The sequence below is a fragment of the Stenotrophomonas sp. 1337 genome (assembly GCF_031455455.1).
GTDB lineage: Bacteria > Pseudomonadota > Gammaproteobacteria > Xanthomonadales > Xanthomonadaceae > Stenotrophomonas > Stenotrophomonas indicatrix.
The window spans coordinates 101860-119503 of sequence record NZ_JAVDSR010000003.1; the positions used below are offsets into that span (position 1 = coordinate 101860).

At 66.7% G+C, this 17644-nt stretch carries 16 protein-coding genes; 4 read left to right on the plus strand and 12 right to left on the minus strand.

Annotated features, from left to right (window positions below; genetic code table 11):
* Positions 1-568 precede the first annotated feature (568 nt).
* From J2X70_RS06480 to J2X70_RS06530, 11 genes are all read right to left on the minus strand, one after another.
* The gene (locus J2X70_RS06480; RefSeq protein WP_099843088.1) at positions 569-1840 is read right to left on the minus strand and encodes a glutamate-5-semialdehyde dehydrogenase; all 1272 of its coding nucleotides are present in this window, start codon (positions 1838-1840) and stop codon (positions 569-571) included.
* On the minus strand, positions 1837-2994 hold the full coding sequence (gene proB / locus J2X70_RS06485) for a glutamate 5-kinase (RefSeq protein ID WP_025876437.1): 1158 nt from the start codon (positions 2992-2994) through the stop codon (positions 1837-1839). The genes J2X70_RS06480 and proB overlap by 4 nt, the downstream gene beginning before the upstream one ends.
* Before the next feature lie 10 nt (positions 2995-3004).
* Entirely contained in the window at positions 3005-3268 is a 264-nt protein-coding gene (locus J2X70_RS06490; RefSeq protein WP_025876435.1) for a YciI family protein, read from the minus strand.
* Complete coding sequence (gene argH, locus J2X70_RS06495; RefSeq protein ID WP_223482854.1) at positions 3268-4563, minus strand: argininosuccinate lyase; 1296 nt, start codon at positions 4561-4563, stop codon at positions 3268-3270. The genes J2X70_RS06490 and argH overlap by 1 nt, the downstream gene beginning before the upstream one ends.
* Positions 4564-4582: 19 nt before the next feature.
* On the minus strand, positions 4583-5539 hold the full coding sequence (gene argC / locus J2X70_RS06500) for an N-acetyl-gamma-glutamyl-phosphate reductase (protein ID WP_032978728.1): 957 nt from the start codon (positions 5537-5539) through the stop codon (positions 4583-4585).
* 10 nt (positions 5540-5549) lie between these two features.
* On the minus strand, positions 5550-6149 hold the full coding sequence (locus tag J2X70_RS06505) for a GNAT family protein (protein ID WP_263929110.1): 600 nt from the start codon (positions 6147-6149) through the stop codon (positions 5550-5552).
* A 5-nt stretch (positions 6150-6154) separates the two neighbouring features.
* The gene (locus J2X70_RS06510) at positions 6155-7483 is read right to left on the minus strand and encodes an acetylglutamate kinase (RefSeq protein ID WP_025876427.1); all 1329 of its coding nucleotides are present in this window, start codon (positions 7481-7483) and stop codon (positions 6155-6157) included.
* Positions 7484-7557: 74 nt separating this feature from the next.
* A complete protein-coding gene (locus tag J2X70_RS06515) occupies positions 7558-8646 on the minus strand; it encodes an acetylornithine deacetylase (protein ID WP_025876425.1) in 1089 nt (362 codons plus the stop codon).
* Between the two features lie 145 nt (positions 8647-8791).
* Positions 8792-9985, minus strand: a complete 1194-nt coding sequence (locus J2X70_RS06520) for an argininosuccinate synthase (RefSeq protein WP_025876423.1) — start codon at positions 9983-9985, stop codon at positions 8792-8794.
* A gap of 71 nt (positions 9986-10056) precedes the next feature.
* Positions 10057-11067 (minus strand): N-acetylornithine carbamoyltransferase, encoded by a 1011-nt coding sequence (locus tag J2X70_RS06525; protein WP_025876421.1) that lies wholly within the window; start codon positions 11065-11067, stop codon positions 10057-10059.
* A gap of 329 nt (positions 11068-11396) precedes the next feature.
* Complete coding sequence (locus tag J2X70_RS06530) at positions 11397-11960, minus strand: hypothetical protein (RefSeq protein WP_025876420.1); 564 nt, start codon at positions 11958-11960, stop codon at positions 11397-11399.
* A 187-nt stretch (positions 11961-12147) separates the two neighbouring features.
* Here J2X70_RS06530 and cysS point away from each other — a divergent pair, with 187 nt between their 5' ends.
* Genes cysS through J2X70_RS06545 form a run of 3 tightly spaced genes read left to right on the plus strand, consistent with a single transcriptional unit; the run spans position 12148 to position 15276 of the window.
* Complete coding sequence (gene cysS, locus J2X70_RS06535; RefSeq protein WP_309909519.1) at positions 12148-13524, plus strand: cysteine--tRNA ligase; 1377 nt, start codon at positions 12148-12150, stop codon at positions 13522-13524.
* A gap of 55 nt (positions 13525-13579) precedes the next feature.
* On the plus strand, positions 13580-14032 hold the full coding sequence (locus tag J2X70_RS06540) for a SufE family protein (protein ID WP_025876416.1): 453 nt from the start codon (positions 13580-13582) through the stop codon (positions 14030-14032).
* Entirely contained in the window at positions 14029-15276 is a 1248-nt protein-coding gene (locus J2X70_RS06545) for an MFS transporter (RefSeq protein WP_025876414.1), read from the plus strand. Before J2X70_RS06540 ends, J2X70_RS06545 begins: the two co-directional genes overlap by 4 nt.
* Before the next feature lie 618 nt (positions 15277-15894).
* Here J2X70_RS06545 and dksA read toward each other — a convergent pair.
* Positions 15895-17115, minus strand: a complete 1221-nt coding sequence (dksA, locus tag J2X70_RS06550) for an RNA polymerase-binding protein DksA (protein ID WP_059064669.1) — start codon at positions 17113-17115, stop codon at positions 15895-15897.
* Positions 17116-17388: 273 nt separating this feature from the next.
* Here dksA and yidD point away from each other — a divergent pair, with 273 nt between their 5' ends.
* Positions 17389-17643: a membrane protein insertion efficiency factor YidD gene (gene yidD / locus J2X70_RS06555; protein WP_080148401.1), complete on the plus strand. Its 255-nt coding sequence runs from the start codon at positions 17389-17391 to the stop codon at positions 17641-17643.
* Position 17644 lies beyond the last annotated feature (1 nt).

The following is a 17644-nucleotide window of genomic DNA, read 5'->3' on the forward strand; positions in this document are numbered from 1 at the left end:
CGGCGCCCGGCACCCGCAGAGGCCGAAGCAACAGCAACAGCTGGCAGTCAGTGGGATGGCGGGGCGGTATGGGCAGGCAGGACACGCCGTAAACCCATCCATGGGGGCTCGATGGCGCCATCCATGGCGCCAACGGTCCTGCCTACCCACACCGCCCCACCTCTGACAGATTTCCGCAATCTGGTAGATCCACGCCATGCGTGGATGAATCTCCATCGAAATCGAATAGTCGACAATTCATCAAAGAGCATCCACGCATGGCGTGGATCTACGTGTCGACCAGGGTCGACACCCACCAAGAGCAAGTCATGCCATCCCGACAGATTGCGGAGATCTGTCGAAGGCGGGGTGGGTCCGGTTGCGGGGGTGTGAGCGCCATGGATGGCGCGGCCAAGCCCCCATGGACGGGTTCACGGCGTCCCCCGCAACCGGACCCACCCCGCCATCCCGCAGGAACCCCGCTGTTGCTTCGGCTGTTGCCGTTGCTGTTGCTTCGGCTGTTGCCGTTGCTGTTGCTTCGGCTGTTGCCGTGGCCTCTGCGGGTGCCGGGCGCAGCCCGGCTGTGACCCTACCTTCGGACCTGGCCTTCGCCGCGCACCACGAACCGTTCGACTGTCAGCGCTTCCAGCCCCATCGGGCCATAGGCGTGCAGGCGCGTGGTGGAGATGCCGATCTCGCTGCCGAGGCCAAGCTGGCCACCATCGGAAAAACGCGAAGACGCGTTGACCATCACCACCGCCGAGCGCAATGCGCTGACGAAACGCTCGGCACTGGCTACGTCTTCAGTGGCGATCACTTCGGTGTGGTCGGAGGTATAGGTACGGATGTGCGCGATCGCTGCATCAAGATCGTCGACCACGCGGACCGCCAGTACCAGATCAAGGAATTCGGCGGCATAGTCGTCTTCGCTGGCCGCGGTGCTTCCCGGCAGCAATGGCTGCGCGCGCTCGTCTGCGCGCAGCTGCACGCCACGTTCGGCCAGCGCCTGTGCAGCACGCGGCAGGAACGCTGCGGCAATGTCCCGGTGCACCAGCAGGGTTTCCAGTGAATTGCACGCGGACGGGCGACTGCACTTGCCGTCCACCAGCAGATCGACTGACTTGTCGAGATCGGCACTGGCATCGACGAACAGGTGGCAAACGCCCTTGTAGTGCTTGATCACCGGGACCCGTGCGTGCTCGGCGACGAAGCGGATCAGGCCTTCGCCACCGCGCGGGATGGCCAGGTCGATCAGTTCGTGCAGCTGCAGCAGTTCCAGCATTGCTTCGCGACGCAGGTCGGTCAGCACCGTCACAGCGGCAGGGGGCACGCCGTTGGCCTTCAATGCCCCCGCCAACGCCTGGGCGATGGCGGTATTGGAATGGATCGCCTCCGAGCCGCCACGCAGGATCACGCCGTTGCCCGCCTTCAGGCACAGCGCGGCGGCTTCGGCGGTCACGTTCGGGCGTGCTTCGTAGATCATCGCGATCACTCCCAGCGGCACGCGCACTTTCTGGACGCGGATGCCGTTCGGGCGCACGTCATCGCGGGTCACCTGCCCGACCGGGTCCGGCAGGCCGGCCACCTCGCGCACGGCGTCGGCCATCGCCAGCAGGCGCGCCGGATCCAGTGCCAGGCGGTCGAGCATCGCGCTGCCCACACCTTTGTCGCGGGCGGCGGCCAGGTCGCGTGCATTGCCTGCAAGAATCTGTCCGGCATTGACCTCCAGCGCCTGCGCCATCGCCTGCAGCAGTGCCCTGCGCGCATCGCTGTCCAGGCCGGCAACCACCTGGGCCGCGTCGCGGCAGGCACGGGCCTGCGATTCGATTTCACTCATCGGCATATCCTGCAGTGGGTTCATGGCAGCACCAGATCGTCGCGATGGACGACGGTACCGCCGTAGTTGTAGCCGAGCACGGTCTGGATGTCGCGGGTGTGGCGGCCGGCAATGCGGCGCACGTCATCTGCGGCGTACTGGCTCACACCACGGGCCACGCACACCCGGCCGGCGTCGGTGTTCCAGCATACCTGCACCATGTCACCGCGCCGGAACGCGCCGTCGGCACCGGTGATGCCACCGGGCAACAGCGATGCCCCCTTCTCGCGCATCGCCTGGGCGGCGCCGGCATCGATCAGGATCGCGCCTTCGGCGAGCGGAGCGTGGCGCAGCCAGTGCTTGCGGGCCGCCTCACGGCTGCGTGCTGCATGGATACGGGTGCCGAACAGGCGATCCTGCGCCAGCGCGCGCACCACCTCGCCACTGCGGCCGTTGAACAGGTAGGTTTCGATGCCAACACGGCCGGCCTTGGCTGCGGCCTCCAGCTTGGTGCGCATGCCGCCGGTACCGGCGACCGAACCGGCGCCGCCAGCCATCGCCAGCACGGCATCGTTCAACTCGGCCACTTCATGCAGTGGCCGGGCATCGGCATGCGTGCGCGGATCGGCACTGTAGAGACCGTCGATGTCGGTGGCGATGAACAGCGCATCGGCATCGACCAGCGCTGCCACCGTCGCGGCCAGGTTGTCGTTATCACCGAGCTTGAGCTCATCCACCGAAACGGTGTCGTTCTCGTTGACCACCGGCAGCGCGCCCAGCCGCAGCAGCTCGTTGAGGGTTGCCCGCGCATTGAGATAGCGGCGGCGGTTGCGCAGATCGTCATGGGTCAGCAGCACCTGCGCCACCGGGCGCTCGAAGAAGCGCTGCCACAGACCGATCAGCTGCGCCTGGCCCAGGGCCGCCAACGCCTGCCGCGCCGCCATCGCAGCACCGGGTTCATCGGCCCGGGGCAGGATCGCGCGGCCGGCAGCGACCGCGCCGGAGGAAACGATGACGACCTCGCGCCCGGCCAGCACGTTGGCCGAAACGAACTGGGCCAGGCCCAGCGCGTGGCGCGGCGACAGGCCACCACCGTCGGCGGCCAGCAGGCTGCTGCCAACCTTGAGCACGGCGCGCCGCCACGACGGCAGCGCTTGTTCGGGGAACGGCGATGCAACGTGGGCGGCGTGGACAGTCATCAGGGGCGCCTCAGCGGGTATTCCATTCATGGACGCTCAGCGCCGATGCCTGCATCGTCACCAGCGGATCGGTGGCGACGATGGCCTGCGCCTGCGCGAGGCTGTCGAGGTTGCACAGCACATAGGCGCCACCGCTGCCGTCGGCAAAGCCGCCGGTCAGCTGCAGCCGGCCCTCGGCCTGCAACGCATCGAGGAAGTCGCGGTGCGGCTGCACCACGGCGTCGGTGAAGCCCGGCAGGCGCATCGCCAGCACCAGGTAGACGGTGCCGGCCATCAGGACAGCGCCTGCCAGCGCGCGCGCAGTTCATCCAGGCGCAGGTCCGACGCCGAACCCGGCGATACGCGCGCCGCCAGGCTGCCTTCCGGCGTGCGCCCCTGCCCGGCACTGTCGGCACCGGCAGCAGCAGCCTTGTAGGCCTCGCGGAACGGTACGCCCGCTACCGCAGCTTCCACCGCGACATCGGTGGCATACATCCCCGAATCGATCGCTGCACGCAGCTTGTCATCGCGCCATTCCAGGTTGGCCAGCAGCGCCGGCAGCAGTTCAAGCGCGGCCAGGCCGCGCCCGAAGCCGTGGAAGATGGCGCCCTTGGACGACTGCAGGTCGCGGTGGTAGCCCGACGGCAGCGACAGCAGCTGCTCGATTTCGGTGCGTGCAGCGGCGACGCTGGCATGGGTCGCCCGCATCAGCTCGATCACGTCCGGATTGCGCTTGTTGGGCATGATCGAACTGCCGGTGGTGTACTGCGCCGGCAACGCGACGAAACCGAATTCGGCGCTGGTGAACAGCGACAGGTCCCAGGCAATGCGGCGCAGGTCCAGGGTCGCGCCGCCCAGCGCTTCCAGCGCAGCCAGTTCGAACTTGCCACGCGACAGCTGCGCGTAGATCGGCGAAATCTGCATGCGCGAAAAGCCGAGCGCGGCGGTGGTGTGCTCGCGATCCAGCGGCAGGTTCACGCCGTAACCGGCGGCGGTGCCAAGCGGATTGGCATCGACCAGTGCATGGGTATCGCGGGCACGCACGGCGTTGTCGATGAAGGCTTCGGCCCAACCGGCCCACCACATGCCGGCCGAGGACACCACGGCACGCTGGATGTGCGTGTAACCGGGAATCGGCAGATGCTGCTCGGCCTGCGCACGGTCAAGTGCCACCTTTGCCACTTCGGCGCTGACCTGCGCCACGCGCTGCAGCTTTTCCTTCAACCACAACCGGGTGGCGACCAGGATCTGGTCGTTGCGGCTGCGGCCGGTGTGGATCTTGCGGCCGGCATCACCCAGGCGTTCGGTCAACCGTGCCTCGATCGCCGAATGGCCATCCTCATACTGCGTATCCAGTACGAAGCGGCCTTCGCGGAAGTCCTGTGCCAGCACCTCAAGTTCACGCAGCAACCCGGCCAGTTCGTCGGCGCTGAGGATGCCGATGTGCTGCAGGCCCTGCGCATGCGCGGCGCTGGCAGCAATGTCATGCAGGAAGAACTCGCGATCGAGGATCACGTCGTCGCCGGCGAGGAAGGTCTGGATCTGGGCATCGACAGCGACGCCTGGCTTCTGCCAAAGAAGGTCTGCCATGGGGAGCTCCTGTACGGTTTCAGTGCGGGATCGACGTCAGTTCGTCGATGCCCAGCGCAAGATTGAGGTTCTGCATGGCCTGGGTGGCCGCGCCCTTGAGCAGGTTGTCCAGGGTCGCCACCACCACCACCCGCTTGCCGCCCGGGGCGAGCGTGAAGCCGCCGACCTGGGCACCGTGGCGGCCAGCGATGCGGCTCACCCACGGCGCCTCGTCCACGACCTCGATGAGTGCTTCACCGGCGTAGGCCTGCTGGAAGCGCTCGACGATCTGCTCGCGGGTCTGCACGCGGTTCAACCACAGGTTGGCGGTGAGGGTGATGCCACGGAAATGCGGCGCGACGTGCGGCATGAATTCGACCGCCACGCCCAGCTGCACGGAAACCTCGCGCTCATGCACGTGGTTGGTCAGCGCGTACGGCATCAGGTTGTCGGCCAGCAGTTCAACGTTGTTCTTGTCCGACGGCGAGGTGCCCGCACCCGAGTAGCCGGACACACCGAAGCACTGCGGCGGGCCAGCCAGCAGATCCAGCAACGGATGGATCGCCAGCTGCATCGCGGTGGCATAGCAGCCGGGGTTGCTGATGTGCTTCTGTCCGCGGTAACGGCTGCGGGTAAGCTCGGGCAGGCCGTAGTACCAGGTGTTGTCGAAACGGTAGTCGGCCGACAGGTCGACGATCACCGTGTCCGGCTTCGCCGTCTCCAGCGCCGCCACGAACGGCGCGGCCAGGCCGTTGGGCAGGGCCAGGACCACCGCGTCCACGCCCTTGGCGGCAACGGCGTCGGCGTCGAGATTCTCGAACTGCAGTTCGCCCTGCCATTGCGGGTAGTGGTCGGACACGCGCTGCCCGGCCAGTTCGCGCGAGGACACGAAACCCAGCTGCAGGTTCGGATGCGCTGCGACCAGGCGGATCAGCTCGGCGCCGGTATGGCCGCGGGCGCCGACGATGCCGACGGTGAACGAGGAGGAAGTGCTCATGCGTGCGTGCTCATGCGTGCGAATCGAGGCGGTGCTGCAGGTGGCGTTTCACGCCCTGCCATTCCGCATCGATGATGGAGAAGATGACGGTGTCGCGCGGCGTGCCGTCGGGATGCCGGCGGTGATTGCGCAGCACGCCATCCTGCTTGGCGCCCAGGCGTGCGATCGCGGTGCGCGAGGTGAAGTTGAACCAGCTGGTTTCAAACACCACGCTCAGGCATTCCAGCCGCTCGAAGGCATGGCTGAGCAGCATCAGCTTGGTTTCGGAGTTGACCCCGGTGCGCTGCACCGATTCGCCATACCAGGTGTAGCCGATGCTCAGCCGCGGTACGTCCGGTTGCATATCGTAGTAACGGGTGGTGCCGACGATCTGGTCGTTGGCATCGAACACCACGAACGGCAGCACCTTGCCTTCGGCCTGTGCCTGCAGCGCGGCCTGCACATAGCCGGTCATGGCCTTCGCATCGGGCACCTGGGTGTACCAGAGCCTGGACAGCGCGCCTTCGCCCAACGCGCCGCGCAGGCCGTCGATGTGGCTCATCTGCAGCGGTTCCAGCCGCGCATGCGTGCCGGTCAACGTGGGTACCCGGGTCCAGTCTGCGTGGTTCATCGCGCTCAGCCCTCCAGGCTCGGCGCACGCACCGCGCAGTGGTCGACATAGGTCCTGATCCGGTCGATGCCATCGGCACCGTACCAGAACACCTTCCAATGACCCTGCTTGTAGCAGCCATCGGACTCGGCGTAGTAGAAGTGGTTGATCGGGTTGCCGTTGCGCGAGCGCCAGAACAGCTGCGGGGTTTCCTCGCGCATCACGTTCCAGACCGCGCGGCCAAGCCCTTCGCCCTGCGCATCATCGAGCACGGCGAACTTGTCCAGGTACACGCCCTCGGCCTCATCGGTGAGGATCACCGCCGTGCGGTAGTTCTCGCTGACGTACGCGCGCAGCAGCGTGGTCCTCTCGAAATAGTCCGGCACCAGGGTGCGGCCGAAACTGGATTCGATCAGGCCCTTCAGGCGCGGCAGGTCCAGCTCGCTCCAGGCGGTTGCACGCAGCACCTTCTCGCCCTTGCGCACCAGCGTTCCCGAGCCCTTGTGGGTGAACAGTTCCTTGGCCAGGTCGGCCGGCCGGGTGATCGACACCGACGATTCCAGCGGCAACCGGTCCAGCAGGGACTTGATCTGTTCGATTTTCACCTTCATGCCACCGTGGATCCACGGTTGTGCGATCAGGTGGTCGTACTCGGTGGACAGGTTGATCGAATCAATCACGCTGCCCTGCTCGTCCAGCAGGCCGCCGGTACCGGTCAGGAAGATGATCTTGTACGGCTGCAGCTCCTGCACCAGTTCGTTGGCGGCGAAGTCGGCATTGACGTTGAGGATCTGCCCACCGGCGGTCTCGCCCAGGCTGGTGATGACCGGGATCGAGCCGGCACGCAGGCTGGCCTCGATCGGCGCCAGGTTGACCTTCTTCACCTCGCCGACCAGGCCGTAGGTGTCCAGGCCCAGGTACTCCGCCTCGAACACGCCGCCGGTGATGGAGGTGGCGCGCGCGCCATTCTGCTGCAGCGCTTCGACCAGGCGCAGGTTGGATTGCTGGAACACCCGGCGCACGATCGCCAGCGCTTCCGGCGAGGTCACCCGCAGGCCGTTGACCGTCTGCTTTTCAATGCCGGCGGCCGACAGTTCCGCATCCAGCTGCGGGCCGGCGCCGTGCAGCACGATCGGGGTCAGGCCGACTTCCTGCAGGAACGACAGCGAGGAGGTCAGCGCGTCGAGATCGTCGCGCAGCACCGCGCCGCCGACCTTGACCACGGCGAAGCGCTTGGCGTCCAGCTGCGAAAAGCGCTTGAGGTACTGGCTGATCTCCTTCGCGCTGGCCATGCTCGAGAGCAGGCGCACGATGGTCTGGCGGGTCTGGCGGTGGGGCTGGAGGGCAGGAGACATTTCGGTTTCGTCACAGGCGGCGGTCGCCGCGTTGCAGTTCCGCCGCGCAGAAGCGCAGCGGCGTTGTGGGTCGATCAGGCGCCGGCGGCGATGATCCGGTGTACGGCGTCGGTGTAGCGCTGCAGCTGCTCCAGCGTCACGAACTCATCGGCGGTGTGGGCCTGGGCGATGTCGCCCGGACCGAACACCATCGTGGTGTAGCCACCGGCCGAGAACAGCGACGCCTCGGTCCAGAAGTCCACCGCGTTGCCGATCGGCAGGTCCAGCGCGTCGGCCACGTCGCGCGCCAGCAGGCGGCGGTGCTCGGCTTCGGCGATATCCCCTGCCGGCAGGCTGGGGCCACGGAAGGTTTCGGTGAACAGCGCCGCTTCCGGTTCGGCGAAGCCGGCGAAGGTCGCCAGCAGCGCATCGATATCCATCGACGGCAGCGGCCGGAAACCAAAACGCACTTCCGCCGCCGGTGCGATCATGTTGGCCTTGATGCCACCTTCCACGCGCCCGATGTTGAAGCGCAGGCCGGTCAATCCACCGAAGCGTGCCGAGGCCAGCGATTGGACATGGTCCAGCGCGCGGTTGCCCCAGCGCATCGCCTGGTGCAGCGCACTGGCGGCTGCATCCTGCTTGCCCGACGCATGGCCGGCACGGCCGGCGAACTGCATCAGTACCGAGCTGATGCCACGATGGGCGAGCACCGCCTCGCTCATGGTCGGTTCGGCCACCAGCACCGCTTCGTACGCAATGCCCCGGGCCAGGAACGCCGCGATGCAGCGCGGATCGTTGGCTTCTTCATCGCTGGAGAACAGGAAGGCCGCGTCGCCATCACTGGCATTGGCAGCCGCCACCAGCGCCGCAGCCGCGCCCTTGATGTCACACACGCCAAGGCCGACCACGCGGTCGTCCAGGCGGCGCATCACGTGCGGGTCGGCACTCCAGTGCGGCGAGTCCGGCACGGTGTCCAGATGCACGTTGAACAGGTACTTCGGCGTGCCGCGCACGGCATACAGGCTGACCGCGCCTGCGCCATGGTCGATCACCTCCACATTGAACCCGGGCAGGTTGTCGCGCAGGTAATCGAAGATGCCACCGGTGGTGATCGCACGCGGCGGGTTGCGGGTGTCGAAGGACACCAGTGCCTGCAGGTGATCGAGCGTCTGTTCAAGCATGAATCAACAGTTCCTGTGGAATTCCGCCGGGCATGGCCCGGCATGGATATCGTGCTGCCAGCATCCGCCGGCATGGCCCGGCGCTACCGGAATGCGTGCGCCGCGCCAACGGCGCGGGGTTGAGGTGGAATGCGTGGTCAACCGCTCAGCGGTTGACCTGCGCGTAGAGGGTGGAGCTCATGCCGAACAGCTTGATGAAGCCCTCGGCTTCTTCCACGCCCCAGTCGGCCGACTGCGCATAGGTGGCGCCCTTGGTGTTGAGCAGGTGCGGCGACTTCACCGCAACGGCGTCGACGCGGCCGCCACGGGTTTCCAGCACCACTTCGCCGTTGACCTTGGCCTGCGAAGACTTCAGGAAGGCTTCGATGTCGGTCTTCAGCGGGTCGTGGTAGAAGCCTTCGTACACCAGTTCCACCCACTTGCGCGCCACGTCCGGCTTGAAGCGGTTCTGCTGCTTGGTCAGCACCGCGTCTTCCAGCGCGCGGTGCGCGGCCAGCAGCGAGACCAGGCCCGGTGCCTCGAACACGATGCGGCCCTTCAGGCCGATCACGGTGTCGCCGGTGTACACGCCACGGCCGACGCCGTAGGGGGCGAACAGCTTGTTGAGCTGGGCCAGGATCTGCTCGCCCGGCAGTGCCTTGCCGTCGAGCTCGACGGCTTCGCCTTCGACGAACTTCAGGGTGACGGTCAGCGCCTGTTCCGGCCACTCGGCGCGCGGCGCGCACCAGCCACGGGCGCCCTCGCCCGGTGCTTCCCAACGATCGATCTCGCCGCCGGACATGGTCAGGCCCAGCAGGTTCTCGTTGATGGTGTAGGCCTGCTGCTTGGCGCGCACGCCGAAGCCACGCTCTTCCAGGTACTTCTGCTCGTAGGCGCGGGTCTGGGTGTGTTCCTTCTGGATCTCGCGGATCGGCGCGATGATCTGGTAGTCGCCCAGGGCCTTCACTGCCAGGTCGAAGCGCACCTGGTCGTTGCCCATGCCGGTGCAGCCGTGGGCGATGATGTTGGTGCCCAGTTCGGCAGCGCGCTTGAGCGCGGCATCGACGATCAGGTAACGGTCCGACACCAGCAGCGGGTACTGGCCCTGGTAGCCCTCGCCGGCCCACACGAACGGCTTGACGAAGCCGGACCAGATGGCCGGACCGCCATCGACGGTCTGGTGGCTGGTGACACCCAGCTCGGCGGCACGCTTCTCGATGAAATCGCGCTCTTCGTCATCCACGCCGCCGGTATCGGCGAACACGGTATGCACGTTGTAGCCGCGCTCCTGCAGGTACGGCACGCAGAAGCTGGTATCAAGGCCGCCGGAGAAGGCGAGAACGACGTCTTTGTTGCTCATGGGGGGTATGTCCTGGTAGCGCCGGGCCATGCCCGGCGGATTGTCTGGAATGCGTGAACGACGTACGAAAATCAGCGGCCGGCAACAGCAGCCATGATCGCCTTCTGCACATGCAGGCGATTCTCGGCTTCGTTGATGGCGATGCACTGCGGCGAATCCATCACGCCATCGGTCGCCTTGACGTTGCGACGCAGCGGCAGGCAGTGGCTGAACACGCCGTTGTTGGTCAGGGCCATCTTCCGCTCGTCGACGATGAAGTGCTTGAACTGGTCGCGGATCGGCTTCTCCGGCTCCCAGTTGCCGAAGAACGGCAGCGCGCCCCAGCTCTTGGCGTAGACCACGTCGGCACCGGCATAGGCACTGTCGATGTCATGGCTGATCTTCAGCGAACCACCGCTCTCGGCCACGTTCTGCTCGGCCCAGCCCATGTAGCGCTCGTCGAGGATGTAGTCGGCGGTCGGGCACAGCAGCGTCACGTCCATGCCCATGCGGGTGGCGATGGTCAGCGCCGAGTTGGCCACTGCGGTGTTCAGCGGCTTGGGGTGGTAGGTCCAGGTCAGCACGTACTTCTTGCCGCGCAGGTCCTGGGTACCGAAATGCTCCTGCAGGGCCATCACGTGCGCCAGTTCCTGGCACGGATGGGTGATGGTCTCCATGTTGATCACCGGCACCGGCGAGTATCTGGCGAAACTCTCGAGCACGACGTCCTGGCGGTCGTAGGCCCAGTCGACGAACTTCGGGAACGCGCGCACGGCAATGATGTCGCAGTAGCGGCCGAGCACCTTGGCTACTTCAGCGATGTGCTCTTCGGTATCGCCGTCCATCACCGTGCCGAGGTTGAACTCGATCGGCCATGCATCCTTGCCCGGCTGCAGCACCACTGCGTGGGCACCGAGCTGGAACGCGCCCAGCTCGAAACTGGTGCGGGTGCGCATGGACGGATTGAAGAACACCAGCGCGATCGACTTGCCCTTGAGCTGGTCGCCGAGCTTGTTGCGCTTGAACAGCGCAGCCTGGGTCAGCAGCGCGTCAAGTTCGCTGCGGCTCCAGTCCTGGGTGTTCAGGAAGTGCTTGGGGGACATCATCATTCCTTGCATGAGCGGCGCCGAGGGTCGACGCGGTGGAAGGTGGAAGGGAAAACCGGGAACCAGGGTGGTACGAAAAGGTTGCAGATGAAGCTTTCAGAACGCGGAAACGAAAAAACCCAGCCGGCGGGCTGGGTTTTTTTCGGACGAACAGCAGAAAGCTCCGGATTACCCAGCGAGAATGTGGGGTTCCGGTCGACGGGCACGCGACGTCATGCCAGTGGCCTGGCGGGCGGCGCTGCTGTCGTGCTGGAAGTCGGTGAGCTTCATTGGTCGGCAATCTTTACATGCGGCCGGGGCCGGCGCAAGAGGCCGGCGTCGCAGAATCAGGGGGTGCCGGCGGCAGCCTGCTCCGGGCCCACCCAGGGGGTGATCGAAACCCGGATCTTCAGCCGGTTGCCCGGGTCTTCCGGCAGCCGTGAACGGTACTTGGTGCCCTTGTAGACATAGTCCACGTCATAGGCGATGGGGCGGCGGAACTCGCGTCCGACGGGCACGATACGACAGTCCCGGGTCAGCATCGGGCCCGTGTTGGCCGGCGCCGGGGCGGGGGCTTCGGCCGGCAGTTCCTCCAGCACCTCCTCGTCGCTGCGCTTGAACATCGAGCGAACCGAATCCCAGAGGCGGCCGATGCGGCCCTTGTCCTCCACCGGCTCCTCGCCGGTGACATTGACCGGGGCCAGGGTACGGGTCGAGACCGGCTCGCAGTGCTCCTCGGTGCGGGTGGCACGCAGGGTCTGGAACACCGGCTCCACGTTGAGCACCTGGGCGTAGTCGAACTTCACGTTCTCCACGATCACCACCCGGTTGCGGGGCTCGGCCTCCTGGGCCAGGACCACGGCGGGCAGCGCCGACAGGCAGGCCAGGGTCAGCAACGCGGTGGTTTTCATTGGCGAAGGGAGCAGGGACACGGCAATAGTGTAGGCAGTGGTGACCGCAAGGGGCTGAACATTACCCGTCCGCGCCGTTCCTGCCCACCCCACCCCGGCCGCCGGTGACGTCCACCGGTGGCAACGGTCCCCCCAAAGGGCCCCGACACGTTCTAAAATCACAGGCTTGTCCCCCAGTCACAGACCTATGACCCTGCGCCTGCACAACAACCTGACTCGCCAGCTCGAACCGTTCACTCCGCTCGATCCGGCCTGTCCGACCCTGTATGTGTGCGGCCCGACGGTCTACAACTACGTGCACATCGGCAACGCCCGTGGGCCGGTGGTGTTCGGGGTGCTGGCCGACCTGCTGCGGCGGCGCTTCGGTGCCCTGCGCTACGCCCGCAACATCACCGACGTGGACGACAAGATCAACACCGCCGCGCGCGAGCAGGGCGTGCCGATCAGCACCATCACCGACCGTTTCGCTGCTGCCTACCGTGAAGACATGGCCGCGCTGGGCGTGGTGCCGCCGGACATCGAGCCGGAAGTGACCGCGCACATGGCGCAGATCATCACCATGATCGAGCAGCTGGTCAGCAGCGGGCATGCCTACGCCGCCGAGGGCCACGTGCTGTTCGCCGTCGGCAGTTTCGAGGGCTACGGCAAGCTGTCGCGCCGCGATCCGGACGAGATGCTGGCCGGCGCCCGGGTCGAGGTCGCTCCCTACAAGCGCGCCCCCGGCGACTTCGTGCTGTGGAAGCCGTCCAGCGACGACCTGCCGGGCTGGGAATCGCCCTGGGGCCGCGGCCGTCCGGGCTGGCACATCGAATGCTCGGCGATGGCCGCCGCGCACCTGGGCGAGACCATCGACATCCATGCCGGCGGCGTCGACCTGCAGTTCCCGCACCACGAAAACGAGATCGCACAGAGCGAGTGCGCGCACGGCGGCAAGGTGTTCGCGCGCTTCTGGCTGCATAACGGCATGCTCAACTTCGGCGGCGCGAAGATGAGCAAGTCGATCGGCAACATCGAGCGCGTCCACGACCTGGTGCGCAGGCATGCCCCCGAGGCGCTGCGCCTGGCGTTGCTGTCGGCCCACTACCGGCAGCCGCTGGACTGGTCCGATGCGCTGATCGAACAGTCCGGCCGCACCCTCGACCGCCTGTACGGCACCCTGCGCGAGCTGGCCGACGTTGCCGCCACCGCGGTGATCCCGGCAGAGATCGAAGCGGCATTGGATGACGATCTCAATACGCCGCAGGCGCTGGCCGAAGTGGCCCGTATCGCCGGTGAAGCGCGCCGCGCCACCGATCCTGCCGAACGCGCCCGCCTGAAGAGTGAACTGCTTGGCGCCGGCCTCGCCCTGGGCCTGCTGCAGGCCGATCCGGCGCAATGGTTCGGCAACGCCGCTGGCGACAGCGACGACGATGCGCGTATCCAGGGCTTGATCGACGAACGCGCGGCAGCCAAGCAGGCACGTGACTTCGCTCGTTCCGACGCCATCCGCGACCAGCTGGCCGCCGAAGGCATCGTGCTGGAAGACACCCCGCAGGGCGTGCGCTGGTCGCGCAAGCGCGGCTGACCTGCCCTGCCCCGTGGCCGGTCCGCCGGCCCCGCTCCCTACTGTAGAGACTGTTGTGATCGACTCCCCGTTCCCGCTTGAACCCACCGCCGCCGAGGCACAGACGGCCATCGCCGAGGAATTCGGTTTCTTCGGCGACTGGTCCGAGCGCTACCAGTACCTGATCGACCTCGGCCGCAAGCTGCCCGCCTTCCCGGACGCGTGGAAGACCGAAGAGCACCGCCTGCTCGGTTGCCAGTCGATGGTCTGGATCGTGCCGGAAGGCAACGCGCAGTCGCTGCGCTTCCACGCCATCAGCGATTCGGCCATCGTCTCCGGCCTGATCTTCCTGGCGCTGCGCGTGTACTCCGGGCGCACCGCGCAGGAGATCCTGGCCACCGAACCCAGCTATATCCAGGATATCGGCCTGGCCCGCCACCTGTCGCCGACCCGCAGCAACGGCGTGGCGGCGATGCTGGCGTTCATCCGCGAGACCGCGCAGGCCCAGCTGCAGCGCGATCCGTCGTGAGCGAGCCCGCCACGGCCGAAGACACCGCGCTGGGCCTGCTGTCCCGGCCCGGTTTCGCCAGGCTGCTGGCGTATCGCATCTTCGCGATGCTGTCCTACCAGGTGGTCGCGGTCACCGTCGGTTGGCACATCTACGAAGTCACCCGCAATCCGTTCTCGCTGGGCCTGATCGGCCTGGCCGAGGTGCTGCCGTTCTTCTGCGTGGCCCCGTTCGCCGGTTATCTGGTGGATCATCTGCCGCGCCGCAAGCTGGGCATGGTCGCCTGTTCCGGCTTGGTCGCCACCGCGCTGGTGCTGACCAGCGTGGCCAAGGGCTGGCTGCCGGTTGAGGGCGTGTGGCCGATCTATGCGGCGATCGCACTGACCGGCATGGTCCGCGCCTTCCTGTCGCCGATCTACAACGCACTGTTCGCCCGGGTGTTGGCACGCGAGCACTTCGCCCGTGGCGCCGGCCTTGGCGCCGTGGTGTTCCAGGCCGGCATGATCGCCGGCCCGGCACTGGGTGGCGTACTGGTCGGCTTCGGTGGCAAGGGCCTGTCCTATGCGGTGGCCACGGCCTTCGCGCTGCTGGCGATGGGCTGCCTGGCCACGCTGAAGGTGGAAGAGCCGGTGCATGCCGGCCCAGCCGCCCCGATCTTCAAGAGCATTGCCGAAGGCGCGCGCTTCGTGGTCGGCAACCGGATCATGGTCGGCGCCATGGCGCTGGACATGTTCTCGGTACTGCTGGGCGGTGTGGTGGCGATGCTGCCGGCGTTCCTGCACGAGATCCTGCATCACGGCCCGGAGGGCCTGGGCATCCTGCGCGCGGCGCCGGCACTGGGTTCGGTGTGCGTGGGCCTGTGGCTGGCGCGCCACCCCCTGCACCGTAATGCCGGTCGGGTGCTGCTGTTCGCGGTCGCCGGCTTCGGCCTGTGCGTGATCGGCTTCGGCCTGTCCCAGCACTTCTGGCTGTCGGCGTTGATCCTGCTGTTCTACGGCGCCTTCGACGGCGTGTCGGTGGTGATCCGCTCCACCATCCTGCAGCTGGCCACGCCGGAAGAGATGCGCGGCCGGGTATCGTCGATCAACGGCATCTTCATCAGTTCGTCCAACGAACTGGGCGCGTTCTATGCCGGCACCATGGCCAAGGTGCTGGGGCTGGTACCGGCGGTGGTACTGGGCGGATTCGCGGTACTGAGCGTGGCCGGTGTCACCGCATGGAAGAACCCGACGCTGCGGAAATTGAATCTGCGCGATCTGCAATAGAGCGGATTTCCGTGCGCACACGCGCCGGTAGCGCCGGGCCATGCCCGGCGGGCGCTTTCCGCGACCGCGGCGGGGTGTCACTTTCTTTGCGCGCGCAAAGAAAGTAACCAAAGAAACGCGCCGCCATCCGCGAGCCGGTGCTGCGCACCGGTGCCCTGCGCTCCTCGGTGAATCAGGGGACGGCACCGAACTCGCTGCGCTCAAACAGCGGCGCCTCTTCGCCCCTGATTCCCCTGCGGTGCTCGGCTCGCTACAAGGCGGACCCAACAGCCGCGAGCATACTCATGGCCGCTCCTGGTAGAGCCAAGCCATGCTTAGCTGCTCTTGCTCTTGCTCTTCCCTACCCGCCGGCTTCGGCCTGAGCCGAGCGTGGGCTCGGCTCTACAGCGGCCGCACTCGGGAACTGTCTGGAGCGGGCGGGTCACCCGGGCCAGGACCGTTCGCGCCATGGATGGCGCGGCCGAGCCCCCAGGGATGGGTTTACGGCGTGTCCTGGCCCGGGTGACCCGCCCGCTCGCTCACGGAACAACCAAGGCGCCGCTCTACGCAGCCAACCATCACCCAACAAAAAACCCGGCCGAAGCCGGGCTTTCTGCATGACATCACAACGAACCGGAATCAGTCGCCCTGCTGCTTCTGCAGGTGCTCCCAACGCTCCTGGGCGTCGATGGTGCGCTCGGCGGTCAAGCGCGCTTCAAGGCGCTCCAGGCCGATCTCTTCACCGGTGTCCACGCAGTACCCGTAATCACCTGCTTCCAGGCGCTTGAGGGTGCTGTCGATCTTGCCGATCAGCTTGCGGTAACGGTCACGGGTGCGCAGCTCCAGCGAGTTCTCGGTTTCGCGGGTCGCGCGCTCGGCTTCATCGCCGATGTCACGCACTTCCTCACGCAGGTTCTCGATGGTCTGCTTGGACTCTTCCACCAGGTCGGCGCGCCAGTTCTGCAGGCGCTGACGGAAGTACTCCTGCTGCAGCGGGCTCATGTACTCCTCGTCCGAGGCCGGCTTGTAGCCTGCCGGCAGGATCGGGCGGCCAGTGGCCTCGTCGGTCTTGTATTCGACGACCTTGTACTTGCTGCGCGGCGCAGGTGCCGTCGAACGGGCGGCAACGGCCACGGCGACCTTGCCCACGGGGCGGGTCACGGTCTTCGGAGCGGAATCGGATTTCACGGCGGTTTTGGCAGGCGATTTCGAAACGGGCACGGGATTCTTGGATTGCGGGGCGGTCGATGCTGCAGAAGCGGCGGCCGGGGCCGGCTTGGGGGCCGGTTTGGCTGCCGCCACTGCCGCGGTCTTGGCCGGGACAGACTTGGCCGGGGCCGGCTTCGCAGCTGGCTTCGGTGCGGACTTCACTACAGGGGCCGGCGTCGGCTTGGCGGCCGGCGGGGCGACATTCTTGGCAACCTTCTTGGCCGGTGCCGGCTTGGCAGGCGCCACCTTCTTTGCTGCCGGCTTGGCAGCAGGCGCGGCGGCAACCTTCTTCACCACCGCCTTCGGCGTTGGCTTGGCTGCTGCCTTCTTCGGTGCCGGCTTGGCAGCGGCCTTCTTCACCGGCGCAGCCTTGCTGGCAACCTTCTTCACCACCGGCGCCTTCTTGCTGGCAGCGGCAGGTTTGGCCTTGACCGGCGCAGCGGGCTTCTTCGCCACTGCCGGCTTGCCGGATTTCACCGGCGCTTTCTTTGCGGTGGCCTTCCTGGCCGCCGGCTGTGAGGATGCCGCCTTGGTCGCCGGCTTGCTGGCCGGCTTCTTGGCAACGGGCTTGGCCGCCAACTTCTTCACAACAGGCTTGGCGGTTTTCTTGGCGGCCTTGACGGCCTTCTTTGCAGTTTTTTTAGCAGCCACGAAACGCTCTTCCTTGGATTCCCCGGGGCCCGGGAAAGCGGGCCTTTATAGCCTACCCGACCCGCAGCAGCAACCTTGGGGGCCCGCTCCATTCAGTCCAGGAGTCAACGGGTCCAAGGTGCGGTCCGACGAACACGGACCGCCTTGCGCGGTACGGAACCTGTCCGGCACCTGGAGGGGTGCCGCTAGCGGTCGCAGGCCAACTACGACATGCGACCAACGGCCCATCCTGCACAAATGCGGCCTTCATGCCAACTGGCTTAAGATGACTGCGTGATCTCGCGCCTGCTCATCGCCCTGCTGCGCTTCTACAAGCGCTTCATCAGCCCCTTGCTGGGGCCTCGCTGCCGTTTCGTGCCGAGCTGCTCTGAATACGCCATGGATGCCATCTCCCGGCACGGCCCGCTGCGCGGCAGCTGGCTGGCGGCGCGACGGCTGGGCCGCTGCCATCCGTTCCATCCCGGCGGCTTCGATCCAGTGCCCGACTCTCCCAACGCCCCCTCTTGCCGTTGCACAGGAAAACACTGAC